This is a genomic window from Streptomyces sp. NPDC087440 (assembly GCF_044744005.1).
GTDB lineage: Bacteria > Actinomycetota > Actinomycetes > Streptomycetales > Streptomycetaceae > Streptomyces.
The window spans coordinates 62,655-85,923 of the sequence record NZ_JBIUXN010000020.1; the positions used below are offsets into that span (position 1 = coordinate 62,655).

The window sequence follows — 23,269 nt, forward strand, 5'->3', positions numbered from 1 at the left end:
CTCGGGAAAAGGGGTTGAGCGAGGGCGAGGAGGCGTGGATACGGTCCGGGCATGAGCTATCGCGCCCTGGCCACCCGCCCCCTCCTCACCCTCGCCGGCGTCACCGTCGCGGCCCGGCTGCCGGTGGCGATGGCTCCGCTCGCGGTGGTCCTGCTGCTGCGGGAGCGGCCCGGCGGTTACAGCATCGGGGCGACACTCGCCGCCGTGTACGTGGTCGGGGAGGTCGTCGGCGCCTCCCTCCTCGGCCCCCGGCTGAAGGCCGCAAGGGCCCGCCCCGCGCTCGCCGCGGGCCTGGCCGTCGGGGCGCTGGCCTTCGCGGGGCTCGGCCTGTGCGCGGGGGCGCACCCGATCGTGCTGGGGATACTGGCCGCGCTGGCCGGTGGGGCGCCGGGGGCGGTGCCGGGCGGGACCAGGGCGCTGCTGACCTCGATGGTGGAGGAGTCGGCGGTGGCGAAGGCGTTCAGCGCGGACGCGATCCTGTCGTACGGAATCTGGGCGGCCTCCCCGGCGATCGCGACCGGCCTGGCGCTGGGCCTGGACCCCGTCGTGCCCATGTACCTGGCCGCCGGTCTGATGGCGGCGGCGGGGGCGGGCCTGTGGGCGCTGCCCGCCGGCTGGCCCGCGGACGAGGGCGACCGGGGCGGGGTGTCGATGGCCCGCACCCTCGCGGCCGCCTGGCCGCTGTACGTCACCGGGGCGGCGGGCCTGTCCCTGCTCGCCCTGGCGGAACTGGTCCTTCCGGCGCTGCTGGAGGAGCGGGGCGTGGCGGTGGGCTGGGCCGGACCTCTGCTGGCCGCCTACTCGGTGGCGGCGGCGGTGGGAGCGTACGTCTACGGCCTGCGCACCTGGCCGGGGAACCCGTCCCGGCAGTCGCTGGTGCTGCTGGTGGGGGTGGCGCTGGTGGTGGCGGCGATCGCGCTGGTGCCGCAGATGCTGTGGATCGGGGTGGGGCTGGTGGTGGCGGGGGTGTTCCAGTCGGCCGTCCAGATCGCCCGCAGCCTGTCGCTGAAGGAGGCACTGCCGCGGAGTGCTTTCGCTGCCGGGTACTCACTGATGTACGCGTCGGTGGGCGCGGGGTACGCGGCGAGCGCGGTGCTGGCGGGGGTGGTGCAGAGCGTGGCGGCCCCGTCGACGGCGATTCTGTGGGGGGCGGGGCTGTGCGTGGGGTTGGTGGGGGTGGCGGCGGTGGGGGAGTCGCGGGGGGTTTAGTCGGGGCTCGGTGGGGGTTGCTGTTCCTGCCGGGGGCTCGGCGCCCCTTCAGGGGCGCGGGGAACTGCGCAAAACGCCAGCCACGACTCACCCGCACGGAACCGTGCAACAGCCCCGCGGGTTTAGGTGAAGGGGCGGGGCTGGGGCGAGCGCCGCAGGCAAGGGGGTGCCGGGCGCGGCACAAGGAGGGCCAAGGCCCGCCCCGGCAGCCCGGCGGTCCTGGCAACCCCGGCGGCCCGAGGGGGGCCCGGGGCCCGGCGGCCCGGGGCACGGGGGCCAGCCCCCGGGAGGTCAACCCACCCGCCCCGTACGGAACGTACGTCGATACACCGTCGGCGACACCCCCAGCGCCCCCTGCACATGCCCCCGCATCGACTGCGCCGTCCCGAACCCCGCCTCCCTCGCCACCCCCTCCATCGACAGATCACTCGACTCCAATAGATGCCGCGCCCGCTCCACCCGCTGCTGCGCCAGCCACTGCCCCGGGCTCACCCCCACCTCCTCCCGGAACCTCCGGGTGAAGGTCCGCACCGACATGGACTCCTGCTCGGCCATGTCCCGCAGCTGGATCGGCTCGTGCAGATGCCCCAGCGCCCAGGCCCGGGCCGCCGTGGTCGTCGCCAACTGCGGTTCCGGCACGGGCCGTCGGATGTACTGCGACTGCCCGCCGTCCCGGTGCGGCGGCACCACACTGCGCCGCGCCACGTCGTTGGCGACGGCCGCCCCGAAGTCCCGCCGCACCATGTGCACGCACAGGTCGATGCCCGCAGCCACCCCGGCGGACGTCAGCACGTCGCCGTCGTCGACGTACAGGACCTCCGGGTCGACCCGTACCGCAGGGAACAGCCGCTGGAAGTGCTCCGCCCAGTGCCAGTGCGTGGTCGCGGGCCGACCGTCGAGGAGACCGGCGGCGGCCAGAACGTACCCCCCGGTGCAGATCGACGCGAGCCGCGTCCCGGGCCGTACCTGCCGGAAGACCTCGGCGACCTCCTCGGGCAGCAGCCCCTCGCTGTAGAGGCGCGGGGGCTCGTACGCGGCCGGGACCAGCACCGTGTCCGCCTCCGCCAGCACTTCCGGCCCGTGTTCGACGTACAGCTGGAAGTCGGCCTGGGTGCGCAGCAGTTGACCGGGCCGCGTCCCGAAGGTCACGACCTCGTACAGCGGCGAACCGTCCGCGTCGTTCGCCCGCCCGAAGATCCGGTGCGGGATGCCCAGCTCGAAGGGGATGACCTCAGGGAGGGCGAGGACGGCGACGCGGTGAAGCCTGCGGGGGCGGGCGGCGGCGGGGTTGGCATCAGCTTGGGCACCGACATGGGCATCGACATCGGCATCGTCATCGAAGGGCATGGCCCGATCGTAGCGAATGCTGTCCCTCGGGCCACTCGATCGCCGAGGCCGCCTCCCGGAAGCTGTTCCCGTGACCCAGACGACACCCCCGGTACGGCCGTCCGAGCCGCTCCCCACCGCGCCCCTCCCCTCCCTTCCTCCCCACAAGACCCGTCGCCCGCGCATCCACCGCGCCTGGTTCGTCGCCGTGGTCGCCTTCGTGACGATCATCGGCGCGGCCGGTTTCGCCTCGCTCCCCGGTCTGCTCATCGAGCCGTTGAACAGCGAATTCGGCTGGTCGCGCGGCACGATCGGCTTCGCGGTCTCGGTCAATCTCGCGCTGTACGGGCTCACCGCGCCGTTCGCGGCCGCGCTGATGGACCGGTTCGGCATCCGGCGGGTGGTGGCCTGCGCCCTCACCGTCATAGCCGTCGGCGCGGCGCTCACCGTCACCATGACGGCGGCCTGGCAACTGGTCCTCTACTGGGGCGTGTTGGTGGGCCTGGGCAGCGGCTCGATGGCGCTGGCCTTCGCGGCGACCGTCACCAACCGGTGGTTCGTGGCCCGGCGCGGACTGGTCACCGGCATTTTGACCGCCGCCGGGGCCTCCGGGCAGCTCGTCTTCCTGCCGCTGCTGGCCTGGATGGTGGACACCTACGACTGGAAGCCCGCCTCGATCACCGTCGCGCTGGCGGCGCTGGTCGTGGTCCCGTTCGTCTGGCTGCTGCTGCGCGACCACCCGGCGGACGTGGGGCTCGCCCCGTACGGTGCGACGGAGTTCGTGCCGAAGCCCGCGCCGCAGCTCGGGGCCGCGCGCCGGGCGGTGAAGGTGCTGTTCTCGGCGGCCCGCACCGGCCCCTTCTGGCTGCTCGCCGGAACCTTCGCGATCTGCGGGGCGTCCACGAACGGCCTGGTCAAGACCCACTTCGTACCGGCGGCGCACGATCACCACATGCCGATTCCGATGGCTGCCGGGCTGCTCGCGGTGATCGGTGTCTTCGACGTGATCGGAACCATCGCCTCCGGCTGGTTCACCGACCGCTTCGAGGCCCGCCGCCTGCTCGCGATCTACTACGCGCTGCGGGGCGTCTCCCTCCTCTTCCTGCCCGTCCTCCTCGCCCCGTCCGTCCACCCGCCGATGGTGCTGTTCATCGTCTTCTACGGCCTGGACTGGGTGGCGACCGTGCCGCCGACGATCGCGCTGTGCCGCGAGTACTTCGGTGACGACAGCGCGATCGTCTTCGGCTGGGTGCTGGCATCGCACCAGGTGGGGGCGGCGCTGGTGGCGTTCCTCGGTGGGGTCGCGCGGGACGTGTTCGGGTCGTACGACGTGGTCTGGTACGCGTCGGGGGCGCTCTGCGCGATGGCCGCGCTGATGGCCCTCATCATCCGAAAGCGGCCGTCGGCGAAGCCCCAACTGGCAGGATAGACACCCTGACCAGGCCCCTGACCAGGGGAAAGTGGGGGGATGCATGACCGGGAACGGAAACGGAATACGTACGGCTCGACGCGTGGTGCTTGCGGCGGCGACCGCCGCGCTGTGCGCCACGGCGCTGACGTCCTGCGGTACGGAACGGGCCGGGGGTGTCGCGTCGGGGGAGGGCATCGTCTGCCCGGACGGCAGCACGCCGAACACGGCGACGACGGGGGGAGGCGGGGGCTCGGGCTCCGGCTCCGGCTCCGGCGAGGATCTGACGTCGGAGGACGTGGGCGGTACGGGGGAGGACCTGACGTCGGAGGATGTCGGCGGCACCGGGGAGGACCTCACTTCCGAGGACGTCGGCGGCGCGGGCGAGGATCTGACCTCCGAGGACGTCGGCGGTGCGGGTGAGGACCTGACGTCGGAGGACGTGGGTGGTGCCGGGGAGGACCTCACCTCCGAGGACATCGGGGGCGCGGGCGAGGATCTGACCTCCGAGGACGTCGGCGGTACGGGGGAAGACCTGACCTCCGACCCGGGCACGGGGGACGACGGCCTCCCGGAGGGCCCGAGCGAGTGCTGGGGCCCCGATGACGGGAAGGGCGACCCGTCGCAGGAGCCGAAGCGGGTCAACGGCGTCCCCACCGTCGGATCGCACCGCTGGTACGGCATGAAGACCGCGTTCACCGCGTACGTGAAGTCCACGCCGTCGAAGACGGACGACGCACTCGCCGAGCGGATGCGCATGGTCAAGATCCGCAAGCCGGAGCACAGCGACATCATGGAGGCCCGCATCGCCTCCCACTGCGGCCACCCGGAGGAGAACATCTGCGAGGCCCAGGCCAAGGCGTTCGGGGAGTGGCGTCGTCAGAAGTACGGAGACAAGGGCCACGTGGTCGTCTTCGGCGGAGCCAAGACGACGGTCGAGGCCACCTGGGGCCTCTAGCCGGACCCCGCCCACAGCTAGCCCCGGCCGGGGCCGGCCCAGGCCGCAGTCGGGCCCCCGGGCAGCTAGCCCCGCCCGCCGAACCCGCCGAACGCCCCCCGGTGGAAGAGCAGGGGCGCGCTCTCCGGGGCGTCCGGTGCGGCCGCGTCCAGGGCCTCGACGCGGCCGACCACGATCAGGTGGTCGCCCCCGGTGTGCACAGTCTGGATCGTGCAGTCGATCCAGGCCGGAACACCGGCCAGACGGGGCGAGCCGGTCACCGGCGCGGCGTCGTACGCCACGCCCGCGAACTTGTCCGTGCCGCTGCGGGCGAAGGCCATGCACAGCTCGCCCTGGTGCGCGCCCAGGACGTTGACGCAGAAGACCCCGGCGCGGGCGATGCGCGGCCAGGTCGTCGACGTACGGGCCACCATGAAGACGACCAGCGGCGGGTCGAGCGACAGCGACGCGAAGGACTGACAGGCGAACCCGGCGGGTGATCCGTCCTCGTCCGGTCCTACGGCGCCCACCGCTCCCGGTGCGGTGCTGCCCGGCGACACGCTGCCCGGTGAAGCGCTGCCCGGCGACACGCTGCCCGGTGACGTGACAACGGTGACGCCGCTCGCGAAGTTCCCCAGCACGCGCCGGAATTCGACCGGATCAAGCGGAAGCCTCTCGTCCGGGCGAACGGCCCGCAGGTCGGGGCGGGGCAGTGCCGGAACCGGCTGCGGCTCGGCGACCGTGGAGGCGCCGACGGACCTGAGGTATCGGACGGCGGTGGCCGCCATCCCTGCGTGTCCCATCACCCTCCCATTGAAGCTGACGGGTCGTCAGATAGGAAGACGTGCGGGCCCTCGGTACGGGCGCCGATGGCGCCCCGGTCACAGGCCCCGGTAGCGCGGGGTGCGGCGCTCGACGAAGCTGGCCACGCCCTCGTTGGCGTCGGCGGTGGTCATGTTGATCTCCTGGGCGGCGGCCTCGGCGGCGAGGGCGGTGGTGCGGTCGGAGTCGAGGGACGCGTTGACGAGCTGCTTGGTGAGCGCGAGGGCCCGGGTCGGACCTGCGGCCAGACGTTCGGCCCAGGTGCGGGCGGTCTTCTTCAGCTCGTCGGCCGGGACGACCCGGTTGACCAGGCCCAGGTGCTCGGCCTCCGCCGCCGGGAGCGCGTCGCCGAAGAACATCAGCTCCTTGGCGCGCTGGGGGCCGATCAGGCGGGGCAGCAGGTAGGCGCCGCCGCCGTCCGGGACGAGCCCGCGCCGTACGAACACCTCGATGAACTTGGCCCCTTCGGCCGCCACGACCAGGTCGCAGGCGAGCGCCAGGTGGGCCCCGATGCCGGCTGCGGTGCCGTTGACGGCGGCGATCACGGGTTTCTCGCAGTCGAGCACGGCTGTGATCAGTCGCTGCGCGCCGAGCCGGATCGTACGGGCGACGTCGCCCGGGACGCGGTCGTGCGCCGGGGCGGCCGGACCGCCGCTGCGCAGGTCCGCGCCCGCGCAGAAGCCCTTGCCGGTGGCCGTGATCACGACGGCGCGGACCTCGGGGTCGGCGGAGGCCTCGGCGAGCAGCGTGATGATGCGTTCCCGCTGGTCCCAGGTGACGGCGTTCATGGCGTCGGGGCGGTTGAGGGTGATCCAGGAGACCCCGTTGTCAGTGGCGTGGAGTATCAATGAATGCACGGACAGTGACGAGCTGTCCGGCGAGTCCGAGGAGGGGGAAGTCATGGGGGTACGGCTCCAGTTCGGGAGGCGGGGAGAGGGGTGGCGCGTGCGGCGGTGGGGAGAAGGGCGGCGGGTGCGGCGGGGAGCGCGGAGTCGGGTGAGGACCGTGATCCCCGAAGCATCAACGGCAGACGGCCAGCGCGTCCAGAGCCACGGCGCCCTGTCCGCGCGGCAGGACCATCAGCGGGTTGATGTCCAACTCGCTGAGTTCGTCGCCGAGTTCGAGGGCCATCCGCTGCACCCGCAGGATCACCTCGACGAGCGCGTCCACGTCTGCCGGGGGCGCCCCCCGGACCCCCTCCAGCAGGGCGTGCCCCCGGAGTTCGCCGAGCATCGCGCGCGCGTCCGGCTCCCCGAAGGGGGGTACGCGCACGGCGGCGTCCCCGAGGACTTCCACCAGTACACCGCCGAGCCCGACCGTGACCGTGGGCCCGAAGAGCGCGTCGCGGCCCGCGCCGACGACCATCTCCACGCCCCGCGCGACCATCTGGCAGACCAGGATGCCGTCCAGGGGAATGTCCTCGTACGCGGCGATGTCGGTCAGTTCCCGATAGGCGTCCCGGACCTGGCTGGCCGAGGTCAGCCCGACCTTCACCAGGCCGAGTTCGGTCTTGTGGGCGAGCTGCGGGCCGGAGGCCTTCATCACGACCGGGTAGCCGACCTGCGCCGCCGACCGCACGGCCGCCGCCGCACTGGTCACCAGCTGCTCGCGCGGTACGCGGATGCCGTACGCCCGCAGCAACTGCTTCGCCGCGTGCTCGCTGAGCTGCTGGCCCGGGCGCATCAGTGCCTGCGCCTTGCGGAACGAGGGGGACGGTGTGCGCGGCGCGTCGTCGAAGGGGGAGCGGTAGGAGGCCGTGAAGCGGTGGTGGTCGAGGTAGGCGCGGACGGCGGTGATGCAGTTGCCGAAGGTGCGGAAGGTGGCCAGCCGGGAGGAGCCGAGCAGCGTCTCGCGGTACGCGGCCTCGGTGCCGACGGGCGACCCCCACACCACGCAGATCAGCTTGTCCGTCGCCTCGGCGGCGTCCGCCAGGTCCTGGGCGAGTTTGTCGCTCATCGGCGGGAAGGGGCCGGTGATCGGGCAGATCAGCACCCCCACCGCCGGGTCGGCGAGGATCGCGTCGATGATCTTCCGGCCGCGCCAGTCGCCGACGGGGTGGCCCCCGTTGTCGACCGGATTGGCCACGTTCAGGTACTCCGGTATCCACTCGTGCAGCTCCGCCTGCTTGGCGGTGTCCAGGGTCGGCAGGTGCAGCCCCGCCGCCGTCGCCAGGTCCGCGAAGTGCGCGCCCGTGCCGCCCGAGATCGAATACACGACGACGCCGTCGGCCCGGGGTTTGCGGGCGCGGGCCAACAGGGCGGCGGTGTCCTGGAGTTCGTCGAGTCCGTCCACCCGGATCACGCCGAACTGCCGCATCGCGGCGTCCACGACGTCGTCGGCGCCGGTCAGCTTCCCGGTGTGGGAGGCGGCGGTACGAGCCCCGGTCTCGGTCCGCCCGACCTTGACGGCGACGACGGGCACGCCGTTGCGGGCGGCGCGGTCGGCGGCGAGGAGGAAGGAGCGGCCGTCCTTCAGCCCCTCGATGTAGGCGGCGATCGCGCCCACCTCGGGAAGCTGGGAGAAGTACGAGAGGAAGTCGGCGGTCTCCAGATCGGCCTCGTTGCCGGTGGGGGCCCAGTGCGAGAGCCGCACCCCGAGCTGCTGGAGGGAGAAGACGGGACGGCCTTGGTGGCCTGACTGGGTGATGAGGGCGATGGAGGGACCGTCCAGGTCGTCCCGGAACTCCTCGAAGGCGTTGAGGTTGGTGTTCGGGCCGAGGAGGCGCAGCCCGGAGTCGGTGGCGGCGACGGCGTCGGCCAGGCGTTCCTGGGCGGCGGCCCCGTCCTCACCGGTCTCCGCGAAACCGGAAGCGAAGGCGACGGCGAACTTCACCTTGGCGTCCGCCAGTTGATCGACCAACGGAAGGGGATCCTTCACGAGGAGCACAGCGAGATCGACCTGCTCCGGCAGCTCGGACACGGACGGCACGCAGGGCAGCCCGAAAACCGACTCCCGGCTTGGGTGCACGGGGTGCAGGCGGGCCCCCACGCGCTCGGCCCAGGCCAGGAGCTGGCGGGTGATCCCGGTGTTGGGCCGCCCCTCGGCGTCGGAGGCGCCGACGACGGCCACGGACTCGGGCCGGAAGAACCGGTCCAGGTCCGGGACCGGGGCGTACAGCGGGCGCCCGCTGACGTCCAGGTCGACGGTGGCCGCGGTGCCTGCTCCGGAGGCGGCGACGTCGGCGGCGACCGGGGCGCAGGCCCCCGGGGTCCTGGTCGCGGCGGCGGTCGTGCCGTGGACGGAGGCGGACCGGGCGTCGTCCCCGCAGGCGACGACGCGGGCGCGGAGGCCGGAGGTGAGGGTGCCGTGTGTTGATCCAAGCATCGCTGAGCCCGCTCCTGCTCGTTGTTCGGAGACCGGAATGGCAATTCACTGACGCTGTGTCAGATTACTGAATTGACGGTCCGTCAGGAACAGGGCGGGAGGGCCCGGTTCCGAGGCGGGTCCGGGAGGTCTGCCCGGCACGGGCGCTCGGGGCGGGCGCGCGCGACGGAACGCCCGCCCGTCGGCCCCGACGCGGGCCCGACCGGCGGGCGCTGTGAGCGCTGCGCTGCGCGCGACTCAGACGGCCGCCGGGAGCAGCCCGCGCAGCAGGGCGATCTGGCCGACGTGGGCGAAGGAGTCGGCGAGGAGCCCTTGCAGGCGCTCCTGGACGGTGTCGGTGTCGCGCAGGGTGGGGCTCGGGACGACCCGGCCCAGGTCGCTGTCGGGGGCGTCCGCGAAGTAGCGCTCGACGAGGCCGTGGACGGCGTCGTGATAGGCGAGCAGATCCTTGCTGCCCGGCGCGCGGAAGGCGGCCGCCTGGGCGCGGGAGTGCGTGAAGCCGGTGTCGGCGGGATCGGCGGGAAGGTGGAAGTGGTCCGCCCACCCGTCGGTCAGCCAGAGCTGCGGAACCTCGAGCAGCTCGGACAGATCCCGGTCCTGCCCCCGCGCGATGTGCCAGGCGAGCCAGCCGATGGAGTGGGTGCCGGGGGAGGGGACGTGGACGAGCCCGGCATCGTCGAGACCCTTGACGGCCTCGTTGAGCTCGGTCCGTAGGCGGCGGAAGAGGTTCAGGGACATGTCCTGCCACCCGGTTCCATCGGTCACTTGCGGCCCCTCTCACATGGACGGACAACACGTACGGACAACGCGTACGGACGACGCCGTGCGGAGATCATGCCCCACGGGATGCGCGAACGCACCGGTTACAACCAACCTGCTTTCCGCGCGACCTCGGCCGCAACGTCCCTGGCGGTCAGGGTCGTTGCGTCGACGGTGAAGTCGTCGACGGCGGCCCGGTCGAGGATCGCGGCCAGTTCGCCAGCCCGGGCAAGGTGCCAGTCCAGGGACGCGGGGTCGTCCGTGTGGCGGTGTGCGAGGCGGCGGTGGTTGACGGGCAGATCGACGCGCAGGCGGCACACCGTGAGGTCCACCCCGACCGCCTCGGCGTACCGTGTGCGGTCCTCCCGGCTCTCGGCGACGCCCGCGAGGATCAGCCGTTCCGCGCCGACGGCCAGGCAGTTCCCCGCGACACTGCGCAGATTGCGCGCGGTCAGGGCCGCGTTGAACCGGTCGTCCGGCGGTGCGGGCCACGACTGGCACAGCCGGTCGAGGTCGCGGACGGCGTGCGGCACGCCGGCGTCGGCGAGGAGGTCGCCCAGGTTCTCGGCGACGGTCGTCTTGCCGACGCCCACGGTGCCGTTGATCAGGAGGGCACCGGGCCGGTGACCTGCTGCGTTGGAGTCTTCGCGCAGATACGGACCCTACGGCCCGGGCCCGGCGTGCGCCGTCAGGGCCGGAAGGCGGCCGCGTGCTCTGCGGCCCAGTCGGCGAAAGAGCGGGGCGGGCGGCCCAGGACGTCCTGGACGGTGGTGGTCGTGCGGGCGACGGACTCCGGGACGGTGGCCCACATGCGCAGCATGAAGTCGATGCCCTCCTCGGGCCAGCCCTCCGCACGCCACTGGGCCCGTGCCTGTTCGTCGGTCAGTTCGGTGAAGCGGAGGTCCTGGCCGGTGGCGGCGGCGATGGCCGCGACCTTGTCGGCGGGGGTGAGGGCCTCCGGCCCGGTGACGACGAGCCGCTCCCCGGCGTGCCCGCCGCCGGTCAGGACGGCGGCGACGACCTCGGCGACATCGCGTTCGTCGGCGGAGGCGGTCCGGCGCGAGGCGTACGGTTCGCGGACCTCCGCCTCGGCGCGGATGACGTCCGCCCAGCCCCGGGTGTTGGACATGACGTCGATCGGCCAGACGAAGGTCCATTCCAGGGGGCTCGCCCGCACGGCCTTGCCCCAGGCTCCGTCACCGACCGCGAGGACCGTCAGCCGCCGCACGCCCGCCCCGGCGGCGAGGTCCAGGATCTCCGCCCCGGTGGAAAGGGGCGTGTGGTCGTGACCCGTGGCCCCGAGGAGGTGCAGGGCGGTGACGCCGTCCAGGGCGGTGGCCAGGGTGCCCGGCCGGGTGAGGTCGCCCGCCACCACTTCGACGCCGTCGGGGAGGCCGGTCGCGCGGGCCGGATCGCGCGTCAGCGCCCGTACCGTACGACCGTCCTGGTGCAGCCGCTCGACCACGAGCCGCCCGAGGTTCCCCGTCGCACCTGTCACCAGAATCGTCATGCCGCTCCTCGTCTCGCGCCGGCCGGGGCGGGCGATCGGCCCGCCGTACGACCAGAAGGCTAGACGGCAACTGGCCCGGTGCGTGGCCCGGTTGAGCACGCTCGCTACGCGTTGCGCACCGGCAGCTTCCACCACAGCAGCCACGCTCCGGTGCCCATGACGAGCGCCTGGACGAGCGAGGCCATGGTCCCGGCCGAGTATGTGGATCTGCCCAGCAGCCCCAGCGCGGTGAACAGCGCCAGGTCGAACGTCACCGCGCACCCCCAGACGAGGGCCGGGCCCAGTCGGGGCCTGGGGAAGGCGTTCAGCGCCGCGACGGCGATGACGAAGAGGAGGCCGATGGCGGTCACGCCCCGCATGTTCCACGGCAGCAGGAACGCGATGGCGCAGCTCAGCGCCAGGCACCCCAGGAACCGCAGCCACCTGGCCGGGCCCGGCCCCCTCCCCGGCCCCGCGGGCTCGGGCGGACCCGCCGGGACACCCGGGACGGGCCCCCGCCCCCGGGCCGCGCTCACGGTGGGCGCGTCGGGTCCGGCGGCCCCGGCCCGCGCCCGGCCCGCCCCGGGCGCCGGAGCGGCCCCCGGCGCTGGAGCCGCCGCCGGTGCCGGAGCCGCCCGCGGATCGACCTGCGTCGGGATGACGTGCGCCGCCCCACCGGCCGCCGCCTCCAGTCCCGCCCGCGCCCGCCTCGCGTCCGCACGCCGCCCCGGGTCCTTGGTCAGGAGCATGGCCAGTACGGGTTCCAGCGCGCCCGCCCGCTGCGGCGGCCTCGGCTGCTCGGTCGCCACGGCGATGCACAGTGCGGTGAAGGTGTCGGCGCTGAACGGGGGCTGCCCCTCGACGGCGCAGTACAGCGTCGCCCCCAGCGCCCACAGGTCGGTCGCGGCCTGCGGCGGCCTGCCGATCAACTGCTCCGGGGCCATGTACGCGGGCGTGCCGATGAGGGTGCCGGTGTGGGTGAGGGCGGTCGTCGCGTCGGCCATGTGCGCGATGCCGAAGTCGGTGAGGATGACCCGGTCGTCCATGAGGAGGACGTTGTCGGGCTTGAGGTCGCGGTGCACGATCCCGGCGGCGTGCGCGCGCTCCAGGGCCTTGAGCATCGCGAGCCCGATCTCGGCGACCCGCCGCACGGGCAGACCCCCGCTGCGGGCGACGGCCGCAGCGAGCGAGCGGCCCGTGACGTACTCCATGACGATGACCGGTGCCCCGGCGTGCTCGACGACGTCGTGGACGGTGATGATCCCGGGATGGTTGAGCCGGGCCGCGGCCCGGGCCTCGCGCATGACGCGCTGGAGGAGTACGTCGCGCTGCTCGGCGGTGATCCCCTGCGGCAGCAGCACTTCCTTGACGGCGACCTCCCGCCCGAGCGTCTCGTCCGTCCCGCGCCAGACCCGGCCCATCCCTCCTTGCCCGATGAGTTCCTGGAGCCGGTAACGCCCCCCGATCAGCACTTCGCCCACGTCGGTCACGGGGTACAGGGTAGGGGAGGGGGTGTGGGCCGGATTGCCGTATGCGTCAAGGATGTTGGGGCGAGGGGAGAGGTGTTCCCCGTCGTACGGCCGGTTCGGCGAGCAGGCTCTCGGTGGCGGCGGCCTGCGGGGGAGAGGGGATCGGCAGCCCCTCACCCTGTGGGGCGGGTGCCCGGGCGGTCCCTCGCGACCCTGCCGGTCAGGGCATGGAGCAGGCGGAGAGAGCCCGGGGCTCTCCGGGTCAGCTCGTGGGGCTGGAGAAGGTGCCTGCCTTGACGGTACGCAGAAGTCCGGCCAGGCCGGTGGGAGTCACGGTGGTGATGCGTGTGGGCTCGTCGCTCTCGCGGAGGTGGATGCGGCCGGCCAGGTCGAGGGCCAACTCGACGCATTCGCCCTGTCCGCTGCCGCCGCTGAAGCTGGACTTCTGCCAAGTGAGTTCGCTCATGGTTCCTCTCTACAGGGTGTACAGCAGGTGCTGGATCAGTGCCAGGGAGTCCCTGGTCCCGTACGACCATGTTCGCGACCTCACGTCCACCGGAGGGAGCGCCGCTTTGCTGAGTCGATCGAAGGACTCGCAGTACATGGCCAGGTGCTGCTGCTCCGAGAGAAACGGAGAGGAGACAGGATGCTCTACATACACGGTGTGCAGCGCAGGAACGGAGGCCTCATAGACCACGAAGGGCGTGCTGAAGGCGACCTCGTAGCTCTGCGCCTGGAACGGCAGCAGCTGCACGGTCACGTTCGGGGCTCGGGACACCTCCACCAGGTGTTCGATCTGGCCTCGCATGACGTCCCGGCTGAAGAACTGCATGCGCAGAGCCGCCTCGTGGATGACGGCGTGGTAGGCGAGAGACTCGTTGCGACGCAGTTCCTCTTGGCGACGCAGGCGGAAGGTGGCGAAGAGGTCCCTTTCGGCGGCGGTCGACATCGGGTTGACGCCCTCGAACGAGGCTCGCATGTACTCCTCGGTTTGCAGCAGGCCGGGGACGTGCAACCACTGGAAGTTCCTGTGCGCGACGGACGTTGCCTCGACCTCGGCAAGATCGAGTGCCGGGTCGGTCATCGTGGGGCGGAACTCGGTCCACCACCCCCGTCCGGTGGACTTTCCCATGGTGACGAGGGCGTCGACCAGGGGTTTGTCCTTGCAACCGTACGTATCGGCGAGTACGCGGAGCTTGGGTTCCGGGATGGCGGTCCGGCCCGTCTCGATGTGGCTCATGTGGGCAGCGCCCAACCCCGCCGTCCGGCCGGCTTCTGCCGCAGAGAAACCGGACTCCTCGCGGAGTCTGCGGAGTTCGAGTCCCAGGCGGCGCTGCCGCTGCGTTGGATGAGGTCGTAGTCCCACGTCACACACCTTCCCGGATCACGGGCAGTCTGCCCCCTCCTGTCGGGGCGGGGCCACTCGATAGAGGTAATTCCTCCGTACAGGTTGCAAGCACGAAACCGATGCTTCTACCGTCGAAGGACGGAAGTACCCCCGCCCCCAACGGAGTTGAGGGACGGACCTGGTCACCGTGAAGCGCCGGTGCGCGCCACCGCGTACCCGCATCCGCCGAGGAGGATCCATGCGGAACCGAAACCGACCCGCCCTCACCGCCGACGTGTCCCTCGTCTTCCCGCCCGACCCCGCCTGGGTCCGCACCGCCCGCGAGACGGTCAGGACGCTCGTCGACTCGGCCGGTCGCGGGGAGGAACTCACCGATGCCGCAGTCCTGTTGACCTCCGAGGTCGTCACCAACGCCATCGCCGCCTGCGCAGCGACCGGCACCACCGACCCCCTCACCCTCTCCGCCGGATGGACCGACCCTCTCAAGAGCCTCCGCGTCCTTGTCCACGACGAAGCCCCCGGCCGCCCCCTCTACACGGTCCCCGCCGACGACTCCGAGCACGGGCGCGGGCTCCAGCTCCTGTCGAGCGGGGCCGACGACTGGGGCGTCTGCACCCACGTGCCGGGGCGGGGCAAGTCGACCTGGTTCGAGCTCGGGCGGGGGTGGGGCGTGGGCACCGGGCGGTTCGAGCGCGGATACCGGTGGGAAGGGTGGCTGCCCTGAGGGGCTCCGGCGAGCAGGCTGGATTCCCCGAGGCCGAGGACCTCGCCCGGTACCGGGAGAAGTTCCGGTGCCGTCTGCCGGAGTCGCGGGACGCCCTGCGCGGGCCCACACAGAGCGTCGTGGAGCTGCCCCCGCACCTGGCCCGGGACCTGCTTCAGCAGCAGTGGCCGGTCCTGCGCACCCTGGTCGGCCGTACCGTACGCACGGCGCCGACCGGGCGGGGGCACGTCCGTGCCGACCTCGACGGCCCCGGCGTCACGAGGCGGGCCGACCCCGGACTCAGCGGCGCTTCGCCGGGCGGGAGAGGGTGCGGGCGATGCGGTCCGCGTCCCGGGACATTTCGCGGAACATGCCCGAGATGGGGTTCGTGAAGCCCGTGAAGTGGAGGCCGGGGGCCTGGGGGGAGGTGCGGGGGCCGTGGACGGTGGGGCGGCCCCGGGGGTCCAGGACGCCGAGGTGGCCGACCAGGGGTTCCAGGGAGCGGCGGTAGCCCGTGGCGGCGATGATCACGTCGGGGGCCAGGCGGGAGGAGTCCGCGAGGACCGCCTCGCCGGACTCCGTGGCGAAGGAGTCGAGGGCGGCGACCGGTTCGACCTTCCCGGCGCGGATCGCGGCGATCAACCCGACGTCCTGGACCGGGATCGCGCCCTGCTTGACGCGGGAGTACAGGCCGTGGGTGGGGCGGGGGAGGCCGTGCGGGGTGAGGTCGGGGACGGAGATGCGGCAGACGATGTCGCCCGCCCTGTCGACCAGCGGGACGGGCAGCCTGCGCACCAGGATGCCCGTGCGCTGGGCGGGCCAGCCCGCCGTGGAGCGGCGCAGGATGTACGGCGCCGTGCGCACGGCGAGACGGACGCGCGAGGCACCGCCCTCGGCCAGGTCGGCTGCGATCTCGGCGCCTGTGTTGCCGACGCCGACGACCAGGATGTCCTTGCCCTGGAAGGGAATTGGGTTGCGGTAGTCGGTGGCGTGGAGGAGCTGGCCCTGGTACGAGGCCGAGTGCGGCCACTCGGGGAGGTGCGGGGTGTGGTTGTAGCCGGTGGCGACGACGACCGCCGCACCGGTCAGCTCCCGGCCCCCGCTGGCGTGCAGCAGCCAGGCGGAGTCGTCGGAGGTGCGCTCGATGCGGGAGACCTCGACGCCGGTGACGATCTCCAACGCGTGGTGCTCGACGTACTTTTCGAGATACCGGACGACGTTGTCCCGCGACACCCAGCGGCCGAAGGAGCGGGGCATCTTCAGCCCCGGGAGGCCCGAGAGGGCCCGGGTGGTGTGCAGGTGGAGGCGGTCGTAGTGGGCCCGCCACGAGGCTCCGACCCGGTCGGACTTCTCCAGGACGACCGCCCGGACGCCCCGGGCGCGGAGGGCCGCCGCTGCCGCCAGACCGCCGGGGCCCGCCCCGATCACGTACACGGGACGGTCGTTGGTGGTGGCTATGCCGGGGGTGGGGGTGGTGTTGTCGGTGGGGGCCATGGGGCGTGAGCGTAACCGTGCGTGGCGCGGTGGTGGGTCTCGGTCAAGTGGGGGATCGGGTTGCGAATTGATCACGTGAGGGGGGTGTTTGGCGGGGCGGGGTGCGTTCGGCCTCTTGCGTACTGCGGCGGCGTCCGTTGAACTGACGTACCGTCAGAAATGCTTGTGAGGGAGGCCGTTCTGTGCAGACCGTCTGGCTCGGCGGCGCGGAGTGGCTGGCCGTCCTGCGGATCGGCCTCGGTCTGTGGTGGCTGGAGAGCTGGCGGCACAAGGACAAGAAGGGGTGGTTCGAGCGAGGGACCGGCATTGCTTGGGCCGCCGACGTCGCGGGCAAGCACAAGTGGCCCTTCGTCAAGCGCGGCTTCGAGAAGGTCGTCGTGCCCCGGCCGAAGGCGATGGCGTACGTCGTGGTGTATGCCGAACTCGCCCTGGGGGTGGGGCTGATCGTTGGGTTTCTGACCCCGGTCGCCCTGGTTGGCGGGCTGCTGCTCAATCTCCTGTACTTCGTACTGATGATTCATGACTGGGCCGAGCAGGGGCAGAACGCGATGATGGCGCTCATCTCGCTGGTCGCGCTCTTCGCCATGTCCTGGCAGGTCTGGTCCCTCGACCATGTGATCGGAATCTTTTGATGACTACGCATGCGCGTACCCCCGCTGACCCGGACATCGATGCCTTCACCCGTCCCTACTGGCAGGCCGCCGCCGAGGGGCGGCTGTTGCTGCGGCGGTGCGGTGCGTGCGGGCGCCCGCACCACTATCCGCGCGAGTTCTGCCCGTACTGCTGGAGCGGCGACGTCGCGTGGGAGCGGGCCAGTGGCCGCGCCACGCTGTACACGTGGTCGGTCGTGCATCGCAATGACCTTCCGCCGTTCGGTGAGCGCGTTCCGTACGTCGCTGCCGTCGTGGATCTTGCCGAAGGGCCTCGGATGATGACCGAGGTCGTGGACTGCGCGGAGTCCGACCTGCGGATCGGGGCCGAGCTGGAGGTCGCCTTCCGGGCGGGCGAGGGGTACGCGGTGCCGGTGTTCCGGCTCGTGGGGCGGGACGGGCCTGGGTAGGGGCGGATGCGCGTGGTTGTCGGGGTTCGCGTGCCCAGGAGTGCCGGATCACGTCCGTCTGCGAGGTTCGTGGCCTGTATCCGTGGCCTGTCACGGCCACAGCAGGTCGCGCACCCAGGTGTCGCCCTCGCGGCGGTAGCGCAGCCGTACGTGCTGGCGGCGGGCGTCGCCCTGGAAGAACTCGACCTCCCTCGGGACCAGGGAGTACAGCGTCCAGGTCGGGGCCGAGAGGGTCGGGTTGGCCTCGGCGCGGGCCCAGGAGGCCTCCGAGGCCGCCGCCAACTCTGCCTGTGAGGTGAGGATTTCGCTCATGCGGCCGGTGAGTGCTGCCGCCAGTGCGCCCGTCGAGCGGGCGTGCAGGTCGGCCGTGGCCGCTTCCGGGGTGCCGGAGAGGACCGAGCCCTCGATACGGACCTGGCGGGCCTGCGCGGGCCAGTAGAAGCCGAGTGCGGCGTCGGGGCGGGCGGCCAGCTCGCGGCCCTTGCGGCTCGTGCTGTGGGTGCCGAAGTGCCAGCCGTCCTCGTCCGCGTCGTGCAGGGTCAGGACCCGGGTGGAGGGGCGGCCGTCCGCGTCGGCGGTGGCCAGGGTCATCACGTGCGGTTCCGGCTGGCCGGCCTCCGCCGCTTCGCGGAGCCAGGTGCGGAAGAGGGGGAGGGGGGTGGTGGGGGTCGACTCCGGGTCGAGGGTGGGGAGGGGGATGCGGTCCCAGACGCGGAGGGAGTGGAGGAGGGTGCGGAAGTCGCGGTCGGGGGTGTCGTTGGTGGGCATGGGGTGATTGTGCGTGCGGCTGGGGCTCTGTGCGGGGTTTCTGTGCGGGGTGGTGGGTGGTTGCTGTTCACGCCGGGGGCGCTGCCCCCGGACCCCCGGTTTCGCCCCAGCCCCGCCCCTTCACCTAAACCCGCGGGGCAATTGTGGGGGTACGTGCGGGTGCGTTGTGGTTGCTCGCGCAGTTCCCCGCGCCCCTAACGGGGCACGGATAAGTCGCCCGGGACGGGTCGGGAGCGCCCGCGCGGCGGAGCCGCATGTCGGTACAGCCCCGCGCCCTGATGGGGCGCGCCCTGGCGGCGTCGGGATGTCTACCGTCCGAGCAGGACCGTTCCCGAGGAGCAGAACCAGCCGCCTGTTCCCGAGGCGATGGCTACCTCCGGCAGGCTTCCGTCCGTCCTGTGGACCTGGCCGTCTCCCGACTCTCCGCGTAGCTGTCGTACCGCCTCCACCAGCAGGAACAGGCCCCGCATCCCCGGGTGGCAGGCCGACAGGCCGCCGCCGTCCGTGTTCACCGGCAGCGCGCCGTCCCGCAGCAGGCGGCCCTTTTCGACGAACGCGCCGCCCTCCCCCTTCGCGCAGAAGCCCAGGTCTTCGAGCGTCACCAGCGTCATGTAGGTGAAGGCGTCGTAGATCTCGGCTATGTCGACGTCCGAGGGGGTCAATTCGGCTGCGGTGTAAGCCTGTTGGCCGCTGGCTGCCGCCGGGGACACCGTGAAGTCGTCCCACTCCGACATCGTGGTGTGGGAGACCGCGGTGCCCGTGCCCAGGATCCACACCGGGGGCTTCTTCATGTCCGGTACGAAGTCCTCCGCCACCAGCAGCACCGCGCAGCCCCCGTCGCTGCGCAGGCAGCAGTGCAGCTTGGTGAAGGGGTCGGCGATCATCGGGCCGGAGAGGACCTCGTCCACCGTGAGCGGGGTGCGGAACATCGCGTCCGGGTTGGTCGCCGCGTTCGCCCGCGCCTGCACCGCCACCTCGGCGAGCTGCTCCAGGGTCGTCCCGTACTCGTGCATGTGGCGCCGCGCGGCCATCGCGTACTTGGCCACCAGCGTGTGCCCGTACGGCACCTCGAACTGGAGCGGGCCGCGCGAGCCGAAGGAGAGGTTGGAGGTGCGGCGGCCCGCCTTGATGTCGGCGCGGGCGGTCGAGCCGTACACGAGGAGTACGGCATTGGCGTGACCTGCGGAAATGGCGTCGGCGGCGTGCGCGGCCATCACCTCCCAGGTGGCCCCGCCGACCGAGGTGGAGTCCACCCAGCGGGGGTGCAGGCCCAGGTATTCGGCGACCTCGATGGGGGCGAGCGTGCCGAGTCCGGCGGACGCGAAACCGTCGATCACCGAGCGGTCCAGGCCCGAGTCCGCGAGCGCCCGGCGGGCGGCCTGGGCGTGCAGCGCGTACGGGGTGGCGTCGTCCACCCGGCCGCAGTCGGCGAGCGCGACACCGGCGACGGCGACCTTGCGGGTCCCGGCCCGAGGGGTCTCCCCAAGGGTCTCCCGAGGGTTCTTTCGAGGTGTGGGCGTCATGGATCTGACGGTACATCAGATGTTCAAGTGTGCATGTGGTCATGGGGATTGGGGGTGGCGGTGCTCTGGGAATCCATGCGGCAGCGCTCTAGCATGACGCCCCGTCAGATTCAGGGGAGGAGCACACCGGATGGATGCCGCCTTCACCGCGGAGCAGGACGCGATCCGTCGTACGTTGAACGAACTGCTCATTGCGGGGGTCGCCGGGGAGCGCCGCCGGGAGCTCTGGCACCGGCTCGCCGAGGGGCTGGAGCGCGCGCCGCTCTCCCCGCCGCTGCTCGCGACCGCCGTACTCGCCGCGCCGCTGATCGCCGCCCTCGGCTCCGAGGAGCAGCGCGCCACCCTGCTGCCGGACATCGCCGCAGGTCGCAGCAGTGCCGCACTCGCCGTCTCCGGTGGTGCGCTGTCCGTCGCGCTCGGGCTGACCGGCGACAACACCGACGGCGGCTGGGCCGGAGGCGGACGTTCCGGCGGGGTGCAGGCCCGCCGGGGCGAGAAGGGGTGGGTGCTGTACGGGCAGGCCGAGCAGGTGCTCGACGGGCATGGCGCCGACCTGCTCCTCGTCGCCGCGCACACCGGCGGCTTCGCCCGGGGGCGGGTGCTGCTCTTTCTCGTACGGGCGAAGGACGCGGTCGGACTGGCCCGCGTACGGCAGGCGGCGGCGGAGGACGCACGCCCGCAGGCCACGCTGCAACTGCGTTACGTGGAAGGGGAGTTGCTGGGCAGCGGGGAGGGGGTGGCGGAGGCGCTCGGTGCGGTCGGGCGGGCCGTCGCCGCCGTGCTGGCGGTGGAGGCCGTCGGGGCCGCCGAGCGGCTCCTCGCGGGGGCTGCCGCCCGGGCCGGGGGGCGGGCCCGGCTCGCCGAGGTGTACGCGGCGGTGGAGGCGGCGCGCTCGGCCGCGTACCGCACCGTGTGGCACCCGGCGGACGTCGGCGGCGGTGCCCTCGCCCTCGCGCAGGGGCTGGAGGCGCTCCGTGCCGCCGCCGGCGAGGCCATGCGGGGCGGAGGGGGCGACGGCGTGCGGGAGGCGCAGGGCTGCTTCGCGCGGGTGGCGGGCGACGAGGTGCTGTTCGGGCCGGTCGAGCGGTTGCGGGCGTGGGCGGTGGAGGTGTCGGGGGTGTTCGGACGTACCGGAGGAGACGGTGTGACGGGGACGAAGGAGGCCGTGTGATGGCGGGGACCGGCAGGAGGAGGGGCGCAGGGGCAGGCACGCCGGTGGGGAGGAAAGTGGTCCAGAAGGTGTCCTCCACGCGGACCTTCGCGCGGATCGCCCCGCACGTCATCCCGGCCATGGACCGCGCCGTCCACCGGCTCAGCAAGGGCCGGGCGATGATGAGCACCCGCATGCTGCCGGGGGTGATCCTGCACGCGCGCGGCGCGAAGACCGGGCAGCCCCGGCGGACGCCGCTGGCCTGCATGCCGGAGCCGGAGAAGGGGACCTGGATCCTGATCGGGTCCAACTTCGGCCGTCCGGGGCACCCCGCCTGGACCGCCAACCTGCTGGCCCACCCGGAGGTCTCCGTCAACTGGGAGGGGCAGGACATCCCGGTGCGGGCGCGGCTGCTGAAGGGGGAGGAGCGGGCGGAGGCGTGGCGGGCGGTGCTGGGGTTCTGGCCGCCGTACGCCTCGTACCAGAAGAGGATCGAGAGGGAGATCCGGTTGTTCCGGATCGAGCGGCGCTGACCCGCCCATCCCGTGCGGAGGGCCCGGACGTGTCGAGGGCTCGGACGCGTCGAGGGCCCGGGTGCGTCGATGGCTCGGGTGCGTCGAGGGGGCGGATGTGCCGAGGGCCCGGATACGCCGATGGCGGACCACATGCGTGGTCCGCCATCGGGTGACAGGACTTGGTGGGGGTTCGTCCGGTACGGTTTCTGCTACTTGGCGGGCTTTTTGCCCGTGATGCCCAAGTGGACCAACTGCGCCAGGTTCGGGCGGAGTTCCGCCTGCTTGACGCCCCAGGTGGTGAAGCCCTTCTGGTGCGAGGCCACGGCCGCGAGCATCGCGACCAGCGAGCCCGCCATCGCCGCGGGCGACACGTCCTTGTCGACCTTGCCCTTCGCCTGGAGGTCCTTCACCGCGTCCGTCAGGGAGTTGGTGACGGAGTTCAGGATCTTCATGCGGATCTTGTAGAACCGCTTGTCGCCCTCCGCCGCGCCGAGGTCGACGACGCGCAGGATCGCGTCGTTCTTCCGCCAGAAGTCGAGGAATCCGTCCACGAGTTGTTCGGCGGTCTGCGCTCCGGCCTTGCCGACCCACGAGCGCCCGGCGACGAGGTCGGTCAACCCCGCGCCCTCCTTGGCCATTTCCTCCGCGATCTCGAGGACGGCGCCCTCGACGTCGGGGAAGTACTGGTAGAAGGTCGCGGGCGAAGTACCGGCCTTGCGGGCCACGTCGATGACCTTGACGTCCCGGTAGGGGGACGAGCTGAGCATTTCACTGAGGCAGTCGAGCAGCTTCTGCCGCGTCGCCTGACCGCGTCGACCGGCCACGCGGCCGTCGACGGTGCGTACTTGTCCTGTCATGCCGTCAGCTTACCGAGGGGTGATCGGAGCGCGATTCGGCGAGTGCAAATGGGTTTCCGGCCAGATTTGGTCGGAGTTGACGGGGCGGGAGGGGCGGCTGCGGTGCAGAGAGGGGACAGGGGCGGGGGGCGGCGGGCCCGGGGACTTCGAATGGCGGTATGCAGCAGGGCGTCCACAGGTGTCCCCCAATAGTGTTATCAACAGCCTGTGGACAACGTCGGTGGATATCTCCGAGCGGGGATTTCCCCAAGCGGGAAGGATCGGTCCATGACCGCATTCGCTGAAGGTGTGCCCTGCTGGATCGATGTGGCGCTGCCCGACGTCGAGGCGGGCAGGCGCTTCTACGGCGGCCTGTTCGGCTGGACCTTCGACGAGCCCGCCGACAAGGAGTACGGCTTCTACACGCAGGCGTACGTCGGCGAGGGCGAGGACCGGGCCAACGTCGCCGCGCTCGCCGCCAAGGCCGACGGCCGGATGCCCACCGCCTGGGGCGTCTACTTCGCCACCCCGGACACCGCCGCCCTGGTGGCCCGGGCCCGCGAGGCGGGCGGCCAGATCGTCATGGACACGATGCCCGTGGGTCCGTACGGCACGATGGCGCAGATCGCCGACCCTGGCGGCGCGGTCTTCGGCGTCTGGCAGGGCGGCAGCCACCCGGGCTTCGAGCGGACGGCGGTGCCCGGCGCCTTCTGCTGGACGGAGGCCTATGTGCGGGAGTCCGACCTGGAGCGGGTCGACGCCTTCTACGAGAAGGTCTTCGGCTTCGGCACCCGGGACCTGGCCGAGCTGACGGACGAGGCGTCCGGCGTCGCCTTCCGCACCTGGTCGCCCGCCGGGACCGAGCCCGGCGACGACACGGCGGTCGGCGGCCGGGCCGTCATCACCGACGCCCTCCCGGCCGAGATGCCCGCGCACTTCCTCAGCTACTTCATGGTCGAGGACTGCGACGAGGCCGCGGCGGCGGCGAAGCGGCTCGGTGGGCGGATCAGCCAGCCCCCGTTCGACATTCCGTACGGCCGGATGGCGATTCTGGTCGACAATCAGGGGGCGGTGTTCGCGGTGCTGGCCGAGCCGAAGAAGTAGCCGCGGCCCGTCTGCCGGGGCCGCC

The 23,269-nt window shown here is 72.4% G+C and carries 23 protein-coding genes; 9 read left to right on the top strand and 14 right to left on the bottom strand.

Translation table 11 applies throughout. The features are described 5' to 3' along the window. Positions 1–51 precede the first annotated feature (51 nt). Positions 52–1,209: an MFS transporter gene (locus ACIO3O_RS31900; RefSeq protein ID WP_401751945.1), complete on the top strand. Its 1,158-nt coding sequence runs from the start codon at positions 52–54 to the stop codon at positions 1,207–1,209. A gap of 291 nt (positions 1,210–1,500) precedes the next feature. Here ACIO3O_RS31900 and ACIO3O_RS31905 read toward each other — a convergent pair whose 3' ends face one another. Further along, positions 1,501–2,556 carry a GlxA family transcriptional regulator gene (locus ACIO3O_RS31905; RefSeq protein ID WP_401751947.1) on the bottom strand — a complete coding sequence of 352 codons (1,056 nt, stop codon included), beginning with the start codon at positions 2,554–2,556 and terminating at the stop codon, positions 1,501–1,503. Between the two features lie 70 nt (positions 2,557–2,626). Here ACIO3O_RS31905 and ACIO3O_RS31910 point away from each other — a divergent pair, with 70 nt between their 5' ends. After that, on the top strand, positions 2,627–3,964 hold the full coding sequence (locus tag ACIO3O_RS31910; RefSeq protein ID WP_401751949.1) for an MFS transporter: 1,338 nt from the start codon (positions 2,627–2,629) through the stop codon (positions 3,962–3,964). 43 nt (positions 3,965–4,007) lie between these two features. Then, positions 4,008–4,901 (top strand): hypothetical protein, encoded by an 894-nt coding sequence (locus tag ACIO3O_RS31915; protein ID WP_401751951.1) that lies wholly within the window; start codon positions 4,008–4,010, stop codon positions 4,899–4,901. Between the two features lie 65 nt (positions 4,902–4,966). On the opposite strand, the gene ACIO3O_RS31920 is transcribed toward ACIO3O_RS31915, so the two are convergent. From ACIO3O_RS31920 to ACIO3O_RS31960, 9 genes are all read right to left on the bottom strand, one after another. Continuing rightward, the gene (locus ACIO3O_RS31920; RefSeq protein WP_401752108.1) at positions 4,967–5,683 is read right to left on the bottom strand and encodes a flavin reductase family protein; all 717 of its coding nucleotides are present in this window, start codon (positions 5,681–5,683) and stop codon (positions 4,967–4,969) included. A 78-nt stretch (positions 5,684–5,761) separates the two neighbouring features. Continuing rightward, positions 5,762–6,604: an enoyl-CoA hydratase/isomerase family protein gene (locus ACIO3O_RS31925; RefSeq protein ID WP_401751953.1), complete on the bottom strand. Its 843-nt coding sequence runs from the start codon at positions 6,602–6,604 to the stop codon at positions 5,762–5,764. A 118-nt stretch (positions 6,605–6,722) separates the two neighbouring features. Next, a complete protein-coding gene (locus tag ACIO3O_RS31930; protein ID WP_401751955.1) occupies positions 6,723–9,026 on the bottom strand; it encodes an acetate--CoA ligase family protein in 2,304 nt (767 codons plus the stop codon). A gap of 237 nt (positions 9,027–9,263) precedes the next feature. Beyond that, complete coding sequence (locus ACIO3O_RS31935) at positions 9,264–9,791, bottom strand: DinB family protein (protein WP_401751957.1); 528 nt, start codon at positions 9,789–9,791, stop codon at positions 9,264–9,266. A 98-nt stretch (positions 9,792–9,889) separates the two neighbouring features. Beyond that, positions 9,890–10,438: an AAA family ATPase gene (locus tag ACIO3O_RS31940; protein ID WP_401752109.1), complete on the bottom strand. Its 549-nt coding sequence runs from the start codon at positions 10,436–10,438 to the stop codon at positions 9,890–9,892. 35 nt (positions 10,439–10,473) lie between these two features. Beyond that, entirely contained in the window at positions 10,474–11,295 is an 822-nt protein-coding gene (locus ACIO3O_RS31945; protein ID WP_401751959.1) for an NAD(P)H-binding protein, read from the bottom strand. 104 nt (positions 11,296–11,399) lie between these two features. After that, positions 11,400–12,764: a serine/threonine-protein kinase gene (locus tag ACIO3O_RS31950; RefSeq protein ID WP_401751960.1), complete on the bottom strand. Its 1,365-nt coding sequence runs from the start codon at positions 12,762–12,764 to the stop codon at positions 11,400–11,402. A gap of 241 nt (positions 12,765–13,005) precedes the next feature. Continuing rightward, positions 13,006–13,209, bottom strand: coding sequence for a DUF397 domain-containing protein (locus tag ACIO3O_RS31955; RefSeq protein ID WP_401751962.1), 204 nt, complete (start codon positions 13,207–13,209; stop codon positions 13,006–13,008). Between the two features lie 9 nt (positions 13,210–13,218). Further along, positions 13,219–14,118 (bottom strand): DUF5753 domain-containing protein, encoded by a 900-nt coding sequence (locus tag ACIO3O_RS31960; RefSeq protein ID WP_401751963.1) that lies wholly within the window; start codon positions 14,116–14,118, stop codon positions 13,219–13,221. Positions 14,119–14,329: 211 nt separating this feature from the next. Between ACIO3O_RS31960 and ACIO3O_RS31965 the strand changes: the two genes are divergently transcribed. Next, complete coding sequence (locus ACIO3O_RS31965; RefSeq protein ID WP_401751965.1) at positions 14,330–14,815, top strand: ATP-binding protein; 486 nt, start codon at positions 14,330–14,332, stop codon at positions 14,813–14,815. 279 nt (positions 14,816–15,094) lie between these two features. Here ACIO3O_RS31965 and ACIO3O_RS31970 read toward each other — a convergent pair whose 3' ends face one another. Continuing rightward, entirely contained in the window at positions 15,095–16,288 is a 1,194-nt protein-coding gene (locus ACIO3O_RS31970) for a flavin-containing monooxygenase (RefSeq protein WP_401751967.1), read from the bottom strand. A 182-nt stretch (positions 16,289–16,470) separates the two neighbouring features. On the opposite strand from ACIO3O_RS31970, the gene ACIO3O_RS31975 reads away from it, so the two are divergent. Both ACIO3O_RS31975 and ACIO3O_RS31980 read left to right on the top strand, forming a co-directional pair. Continuing rightward, positions 16,471–16,920, top strand: coding sequence for a DoxX family membrane protein (locus ACIO3O_RS31975; protein ID WP_401751969.1), 450 nt, complete (start codon positions 16,471–16,473; stop codon positions 16,918–16,920). Then, positions 16,920–17,348, top strand: coding sequence for a Zn-ribbon domain-containing OB-fold protein (locus ACIO3O_RS31980; RefSeq protein ID WP_401751970.1), 429 nt, complete (start codon positions 16,920–16,922; stop codon positions 17,346–17,348). The genes ACIO3O_RS31975 and ACIO3O_RS31980 overlap by 1 nt, the downstream gene beginning before the upstream one ends. A gap of 90 nt (positions 17,349–17,438) precedes the next feature. Here ACIO3O_RS31980 and ACIO3O_RS31985 read toward each other — a convergent pair whose 3' ends face one another. Then, positions 17,439–18,116 (bottom strand): pyridoxal 5'-phosphate synthase, encoded by a 678-nt coding sequence (locus tag ACIO3O_RS31985; protein WP_401751972.1) that lies wholly within the window; start codon positions 18,114–18,116, stop codon positions 17,439–17,441. A 308-nt stretch (positions 18,117–18,424) separates the two neighbouring features. Next, positions 18,425–19,639, bottom strand: a complete 1,215-nt coding sequence (locus tag ACIO3O_RS31990; RefSeq protein WP_401751974.1) for a thiolase C-terminal domain-containing protein — start codon at positions 19,637–19,639, stop codon at positions 18,425–18,427. Positions 19,640–19,769: 130 nt separating this feature from the next. Between ACIO3O_RS31990 and ACIO3O_RS31995 the strand changes: the two genes are divergently transcribed. Beyond that, the gene (locus ACIO3O_RS31995) at positions 19,770–20,810 is read left to right on the top strand and encodes an acyl-CoA dehydrogenase (protein WP_401751976.1); all 1,041 of its coding nucleotides are present in this window, start codon (positions 19,770–19,772) and stop codon (positions 20,808–20,810) included. After that, positions 20,810–21,322, top strand: a complete 513-nt coding sequence (locus tag ACIO3O_RS32000; protein WP_401751977.1) for a nitroreductase family deazaflavin-dependent oxidoreductase — start codon at positions 20,810–20,812, stop codon at positions 21,320–21,322. Before ACIO3O_RS31995 ends, ACIO3O_RS32000 begins: the two co-directional genes overlap by 1 nt. Positions 21,323–21,513: 191 nt before the next feature. On the opposite strand, the gene ACIO3O_RS32005 is transcribed toward ACIO3O_RS32000, so the two are convergent. Beyond that, positions 21,514–22,161: a TetR family transcriptional regulator gene (locus ACIO3O_RS32005; RefSeq protein WP_401751979.1), complete on the bottom strand. Its 648-nt coding sequence runs from the start codon at positions 22,159–22,161 to the stop codon at positions 21,514–21,516. Between the two features lie 267 nt (positions 22,162–22,428). Here ACIO3O_RS32005 and ACIO3O_RS32010 point away from each other — a divergent pair, with 267 nt between their 5' ends. Next, entirely contained in the window at positions 22,429–23,244 is an 816-nt protein-coding gene (locus ACIO3O_RS32010; protein WP_401751981.1) for a VOC family protein, read from the top strand. Positions 23,245–23,269 lie beyond the last annotated feature (25 nt).

What these genes read in the sequence shown, in the direction of transcription:
- ACIO3O_RS31900 (WP_401751945.1), top strand. Translation starts at nt 52, where the DNA reads ATGAGCTATCGCGCCCTGGCCACCCGCCCCCTCCTCACCCTCGCCGGC.
- ACIO3O_RS31905 (WP_401751947.1), bottom strand. Translation starts at nt 2,556, where the DNA reads ATGCCCTTCGATGACGATGCCGATGTCGATGCCCATGTCGGTGCCCAA.
- ACIO3O_RS31915 (WP_401751951.1), top strand. Translation starts at nt 4,008, where the DNA reads ATGACCGGGAACGGAAACGGAATACGTACGGCTCGACGCGTGGTGCTT.
- ACIO3O_RS31920 (WP_401752108.1), bottom strand. Translation starts at nt 5,683, where the DNA reads ATGGGACACGCAGGGATGGCGGCCACCGCCGTCCGATACCTCAGGTCC.
- ACIO3O_RS31925 (WP_401751953.1), bottom strand. Translation starts at nt 6,604, where the DNA reads ATGACTTCCCCCTCCTCGGACTCGCCGGACAGCTCGTCACTGTCCGTG.
- ACIO3O_RS31930 (WP_401751955.1), bottom strand. Translation starts at nt 9,026, where the DNA reads ATGCTTGGATCAACACACGGCACCCTCACCTCCGGCCTCCGCGCCCGC.
- ACIO3O_RS31945 (WP_401751959.1), bottom strand. Translation starts at nt 11,295, where the DNA reads ATGACGATTCTGGTGACAGGTGCGACGGGGAACCTCGGGCGGCTCGTG.
- ACIO3O_RS31955 (WP_401751962.1), bottom strand. Translation starts at nt 13,209, where the DNA reads ATGAGCGAACTCACTTGGCAGAAGTCCAGCTTCAGCGGCGGCAGCGGA.
- ACIO3O_RS31965 (WP_401751965.1), top strand. Translation starts at nt 14,330, where the DNA reads ATGCGGAACCGAAACCGACCCGCCCTCACCGCCGACGTGTCCCTCGTC.
- ACIO3O_RS31970 (WP_401751967.1), bottom strand. Translation starts at nt 16,288, where the DNA reads ATGGCCCCCACCGACAACACCACCCCCACCCCCGGCATAGCCACCACC.
- ACIO3O_RS31980 (WP_401751970.1), top strand. Translation starts at nt 16,920, where the DNA reads ATGACTACGCATGCGCGTACCCCCGCTGACCCGGACATCGATGCCTTC.
- ACIO3O_RS31985 (WP_401751972.1), bottom strand. Translation starts at nt 18,116, where the DNA reads ATGCCCACCAACGACACCCCCGACCGCGACTTCCGCACCCTCCTCCAC.
- ACIO3O_RS31990 (WP_401751974.1), bottom strand. Translation starts at nt 19,639, where the DNA reads ATGACGCCCACACCTCGAAAGAACCCTCGGGAGACCCTTGGGGAGACC.
- ACIO3O_RS31995 (WP_401751976.1), top strand. Translation starts at nt 19,770, where the DNA reads ATGGATGCCGCCTTCACCGCGGAGCAGGACGCGATCCGTCGTACGTTG.
- ACIO3O_RS32000 (WP_401751977.1), top strand. Translation starts at nt 20,810, where the DNA reads ATGGCGGGGACCGGCAGGAGGAGGGGCGCAGGGGCAGGCACGCCGGTG.
- ACIO3O_RS32005 (WP_401751979.1), bottom strand. Translation starts at nt 22,161, where the DNA reads ATGACAGGACAAGTACGCACCGTCGACGGCCGCGTGGCCGGTCGACGC.
- ACIO3O_RS32010 (WP_401751981.1), top strand. Translation starts at nt 22,429, where the DNA reads ATGACCGCATTCGCTGAAGGTGTGCCCTGCTGGATCGATGTGGCGCTG.